This window comes from Cryobacterium sp. TMN-39-2, assembly GCF_004402745.1.
GTDB lineage: Bacteria > Actinomycetota > Actinomycetes > Actinomycetales > Microbacteriaceae > Cryobacterium > Cryobacterium zongtaii.
The window spans coordinates 1-5,053 of the sequence record NZ_SOFX01000018.1 but is presented as its reverse complement, the minus strand read 5'-3'; the positions used below and the strand labels follow the sequence as shown (position 1 = coordinate 5,053).

5 protein-coding genes and 1 pseudogene are annotated in these 5,053 nt (G+C 69.5%); 5 read left to right on the top strand and 1 reads right to left on the bottom strand.

What is annotated here, in order from left to right; all coding sequences use genetic code 11:
* Positions 1-762, top strand: a pseudogene (locus tag E3O57_RS18615) (hypothetical protein); the annotation flags it as partial.
* Positions 763-774: 12 nt separating this feature from the next.
* Here E3O57_RS18615 and E3O57_RS05380 read toward each other — a convergent pair.
* Entirely contained in the window at positions 775-1,170 is a 396-nt protein-coding gene (locus E3O57_RS05380; protein ID WP_103460363.1) for a phage holin family protein, read from the bottom strand.
* 105 nt (positions 1,171-1,275) lie between these two features.
* On the opposite strand from E3O57_RS05380, the gene E3O57_RS05375 reads away from it, so the two are divergent.
* From E3O57_RS05375 to E3O57_RS05360, 4 genes are all read left to right on the top strand, one after another.
* Entirely contained in the window at positions 1,276-2,382 is a 1,107-nt protein-coding gene (locus E3O57_RS05375) for a histidinol-phosphate transaminase (protein WP_103479463.1), read from the top strand.
* Between the two features lie 4 nt (positions 2,383-2,386).
* Positions 2,387-3,535, top strand: coding sequence for a pyruvate dehydrogenase (acetyl-transferring) E1 component subunit alpha (pdhA, locus tag E3O57_RS05370; protein WP_241990313.1), 1,149 nt, complete (start codon positions 2,387-2,389; stop codon positions 3,533-3,535).
* Positions 3,535-4,545: an alpha-ketoacid dehydrogenase subunit beta gene (locus E3O57_RS05365; protein WP_194088218.1), complete on the top strand. Its 1,011-nt coding sequence runs from the start codon at positions 3,535-3,537 to the stop codon at positions 4,543-4,545. The genes pdhA and E3O57_RS05365 overlap by 1 nt, the downstream gene beginning before the upstream one ends.
* Positions 4,546-4,572: 27 nt before the next feature.
* Positions 4,573-5,053: biotin/lipoyl-containing protein (locus E3O57_RS05360; RefSeq protein ID WP_304991708.1), on the top strand; the 481-nt coding region annotated here is incomplete at its 3' end.

Sequence of the window (5,053 nt, the reverse complement as noted above, 5' to 3'; positions counted from 1 at the left end):
GTGCCGCCGGCCGTGCCGCTGCGGGTCACGGCAGCCGGCTCCGGCGCTGTGCCGGCCACACTCGGGCCGGCCACGCTCGCGCCGCCGAGCCCGCCCGCAGGGTTCGCCGACCTCGCCGACCGCATCCCCACCGAGGATGACGGCGGTCAGGTGCGCATCGAGCGCTACGGCGACGCGGCGCATCCGTCGTGGCTGGTTTTCATCGGCGGCACCGTGGAATGGAGTCCGACCGGCTCGAGCGAACCGTGGGACATGGCCTCCAACGTCGCGGCCGTCGCCGACCAGGAGGCCGGCTCGTACCGGGCGGTGCTGCAGGCGATGCAGGCGGCCGGAGTGCAGCCCGGCGACCCGGTGGTGCCGGTGGCGCACTCGCAGGGCGGGCTGATCGCCAACCAGCTGGTCTCGCGTGGCGACATCAACGCCGTGGGGTTGGTCACCTTCGGGGCGCCGGAAACCGACCTGCCGTTGCCAGAGGGCTTGCCGGCGATCGCGGTCGAGCACGAGGACGACCTCGTTCCCGCTCTGGGCTCCACGTCGGACGAGGACCACCGCCTCTACGTGCGGCGGGAACTCTTCGCCGGCCGGGAGGTGCCGGCGGACAAGGTCATGCCGGCGCATCAGCTGGTGGGTTACCGCGAGACCGCCCGTCTGGTCGACGGGTCGCCGGAGCCCCGGTTGGTGGCGTTCCGCGCGCAGCTGGACGGGATCGTGGGCGAGTCACCCGGGCAGCAGAGCGTCTGGCGAGCCGAACGGGTCGACTGACCTGGCGCGGGCCTAGGAGGTGGCGTTGTTCAGCGGCCGTACGAGCAGGCCGAACAGCCAGCTGATGATGCCCAGCACGAACGCGCCGAGGACGCCCCACCAGAAACTCTCGACGACCAGACCGAAACCGAGCAAGCCGGAGATCCACGCCACCAGCATCAGCAGCAGCCCGTTCACGATGAACGACAACAGACCGAGGGTGAGGACATAGAGGGGAAACGCGACGATACGCACGAACCCGCCGATGAACCCGTTGACGAACCCGAAGATCAGCGAGATCAGCAGGTAGGTGAGGACAACGGCCGTCGTGTCCGGTGCGTACGAGTCCACCCGCACACCCGCCACGATCAGTGTGGTCACCCAGAGGGCGACGGCGTTGACGATGAGCTTGATCAGGAAACTACCCATGCTCCCACTATGGCAGCCGGTGCCGGTCGCCGGGTGGGTTTCCGGTGCGGCATATACGGCCAGAGCATGCGGCACCGCGAATATGTCCCGGCGTAGACTCGCCGAGTGAGCCCTTCAGACCAGCCCTCGGTCCGCCTGCGCCCTGAGATCGTTGCGCTGCCGGCGTACCGGCAGGGCAAGGCGGCCAACGCCTCCGCCTTCAAGCTGTCCAGCAACGAGAACCCGTTCGACCCGCTGCCCGGCGTCGTCGACGCGGTGAACGCCGTCTCGGCCTTCAACCGGTACCCGGATGCCTCCGCCCTCGCTCTCCGCGAGCGGCTCGCGGCCCGGTACGGGCTGACCACCGACGAGGTGCACATCGGTGCCGGATCGGTGGCGCTGTTGTCGCAGCTGATCCTGGCCGCGGCCGGCCCCGGCGATGAGGTGCTCTACTCCTGGCGCTCGTTCGAGGCGTACCCGAGCCTGGTCACGGTCTCCGGTGCCACCAGTGTCACCGCACCCAACCGCGCCGACCACGGTCACGACCTGCCCGCGATGGCCGCGCTGATCACCCCGCGAACCCGCGTCGTGATCGTCTGCAGCCCCAACAACCCCACCGGCGTGATCGTCACGGCCGACGAATTCACGGCGTTCATGGAGCAGGTCCCCGCCGACCTGCTGGTGATCCTTGACGAGGCGTACGCCGAATTCGTCACCGACCCGAAAGCCGTCGACGGTACGACGCTGCTGGGGCGCTACCAGAACCTCGTCGTGCTGCGCACCTTCTCCAAGGCCTACGGCCTCGCGGGCCTCCGGGTCGGCTACGGCCTGGGCCCCGTCGGCATCCTCGACGCCGCCCGTGCCACCGCGATCCCACTCTCGGTCACCGGGCAGGGTTCGGCCGCCGCGCTGGCTTCGCTCGACGCCGAACCCGAGCTGCTGGAACGGGTCGGCGTGATCGCCGAACGCCGCGACGGCATCCGTGCCGCCCTGGTGGCCGCGGGGCTGAACGTCCCGCCGTCGCAGGCCAATTTCGTCTGGCTGCCGCTGGGCGCAGCGACCGCGGCGACCACCGACCGTTTCACCGATGCCGGGCTCGTCGTCCGGCCCTTCCACCCGGAGGGTATCCGGGTCTCGATTGGCGAGGAGGAATCTGTGGCCACGCTCCTACGGATCGGCGCTGAGATTGTTCAGGATCTACCAACGGGGCACGCGGCCCGGCGGCTAGGTTAGTACGGTGCCAGTGACCTCCAACGACGCACCCGTGCGCACCCTGACTTCTCCCACCGTGCAGCTCCTGTCCACGGACGGTACTTTCTCGCCGTCCGAATCGGCGGCCGAGTTCCTGCCATACTTCGAGCGCCTCACCGAGGCCGACTACCGCAAGTTCTACCGTGACATGGTCGTCGTGCGGAAGTTCGACACCGAAGCGGCGAACCTGCAGCGCCAGGGCCAGCTCGCCCTCTGGGTGCCCAGCCACGGCCAGGAGGCCGCCCAGGTCGGCTCCGCCTACGCCACCCGTGCGCAGGACCACGTCTTCCCCTCCTACCGGGAGCACGTCGTCGGCATGATCCGGGGCCTGGACATGGTCGACATCCTGCGGATGCTGCGCGGCGTCACCCTCGGCGGTTGGACACCGGAGGAACACGGCAACTTCCACCTCTACACGCTGGTGCTCGCCTCGCAGACGCTGCACGCCACCGGTTACGCCATGGGCATGCAGCTGGACGGCGCCACCGCGACCGGCAACCCGGACACCGATGCGGCCGTGATCGTCTATTACGGCGATGGCGCCTCCTCGCAGGGCGACGCCAACGAGGCCCTGGTCTTCGCGGCCAGCTACCAGACCCCGCAGGTGTTCTTCATGCAGAACAACCACTGGGCCATCTCGGTGCCCGTCTCCCGCCAGTCCCGCACCCCGCTTTACCTGCGGGCCGGCGGCTTCGGCATGCCCGGCATCCAGGTCGACGGCAACGACGTGCTCGCCAGCTACGCCGTCACCGCCAAGGCCATGGACGACGCCCGCACCGGCCACGGCCCGTCGCTGATCGAAGCGCTGACCTACCGCGTCGGCGCCCACACCACCGCCGACGACCCCACCAAGTACCGTGACCCCGACGAGCTGGCCTACTGGGTCGCCCGCGACCCGATCGTGCGCTTCCGCAGCTACCTCAAGGGCCTGGGTGTCGAGCAGGAGTTCCTCGACTCCGTCGACGAAGAGGCCGCAGACCACGCAGCGGATGTGCGCCGCCGCGCCCTGGAGATCACCTCACCCGACCGCTCCGTCATCTTCGACAACGTCTACGCCGAACCGCATCCGCTGGTCGTGGAGCAGAAGGCCTGGCTCGACGCCTACGAAACCTCGTTCGACGGGAGTGAGTCCTGATGACCATGCAGGAAACGACCGCCGCCGCGCCGACCAGCGCGAACCTGCCCATGGCCAAGGCCCTCAACGCGGGGCTGCGCCAGGCGATGCTGAGCGACCCCAAGGTGCTCATGATGGGCGAGGACATCGGGCCGCTCGGCGGCGTCTTCAGGGTGACGGAGGGACTGCACGCCGAATTCGGTGAGAAGCGGGTGCTCGACACCCCGCTGGCCGAATCCGGCATCATCGGCACGGCCATCGGCCTGGCCATGCGCGGCTACCGGCCGGTCTGCGAGATCCAGTTCGACGGTTTCGTGTTCCCCGGCTTCGACCAGATCACCAGCCAGCTGGCCCGGATGCGCAACCGGCACGAGGGCGGCCTCACCATGCCCGTCGTCGTGCGGATACCCTACGGCGGCCACATCGGTTCGATCGAGCACCACCAGGAAAGCCCGGAGGCGTACTTCGCGCACACCCCAGGCCTCCGCGTGGTGAGCCCGTCGAACCCGCACGACGCCTACTGGATGATGCAGGAGGCCATCGCGTCGAACGACCCGGTGATCTTCTTCGAACCCAAGAGCCGCTACTGGCCCAAGGGCGAGGTCGACTTCACCGGGGCCGGCACCCCGCTGCACGCGAGCCGGGTGGTGCGCACCGGCACCAGCGTCACCGTTGTCGGCCACGGCGCTATGGTGAGCGTGCTGCTGCAGGCCGCCGACCTCGCCGCGGCGGAGGGCATCAGCCTCGAGATCATCGACCTGCGCTCGATCTCACCGATCGACTACACACCGATTCTCGAGTCCGTGCACAAGACCGGCCACCTCGTGGTGGCCCAGGAGGCCGCCGGCTTCGTCAGCGTCGGCTCCGAGATCGCCGCGACCGTCACCGAGCGGGCGTTCTACTCCCTCGAGGCCCCCGTGCTGCGGGTGTCCGGTTTCGACACCCCGTTCCCGCCCGCCGCGGTGGAGACGCACTTCCTGCCCAGCCCCGACCGGGTGCTCGAAGCCGTCGACCGCTCCCTCGCCTACTAATCATCCCCTTGCTGTGAAAGGCACCCCATGAGCGTCTCCCGATTCACCCTCCCCGATGTGGGCGAGGGCCTGACCGAGGCCGAAATCGTCGAGTGGAAGGTCGCCCCCGGCGACACCATCTCGATCAACCAGGTGCTCGTCGAGATCGAAACCGCCAAGTCGCTCGTTGAGCTGCCGTCGCCGTACGTTGGCGTCGTCGGCGAGATCCTCGTGCAGCCGGGCACCACCGTCGACGTGGGCACTGTGATCATCACGATCCTCTCCGAGGCCGGCGCCACCGACGACACCGCTGCGCCCGCACCGGATGCGTCCGCCCCGGCCGACGACGACCTCACCGTGGCCGCCCAGGATGCCGGCAGCACCATCTCGCAGGAACCGGCCGAGGAGTCCCCTGCCGTACTCGTGGGCCGCGGTGCCGCCGCGTCGATGCCCACCCGCCGCCGCCGGCACGTGGTGCCGACGGCAGCGCACGAGGCTCTCGCGGCCGCGCCGACCGCGCCCCCGCAGG

What these genes read in the sequence shown, in the direction of transcription:
- E3O57_RS05380 (WP_103460363.1), bottom strand. Translation starts at nt 1,170, where the DNA reads ATGGGTAGTTTCCTGATCAAGCTCATCGTCAACGCCGTCGCCCTCTGG.
- E3O57_RS05365 (WP_194088218.1), top strand. Translation starts at nt 3,535, where the DNA reads ATGACCATGCAGGAAACGACCGCCGCCGCGCCGACCAGCGCGAACCTG.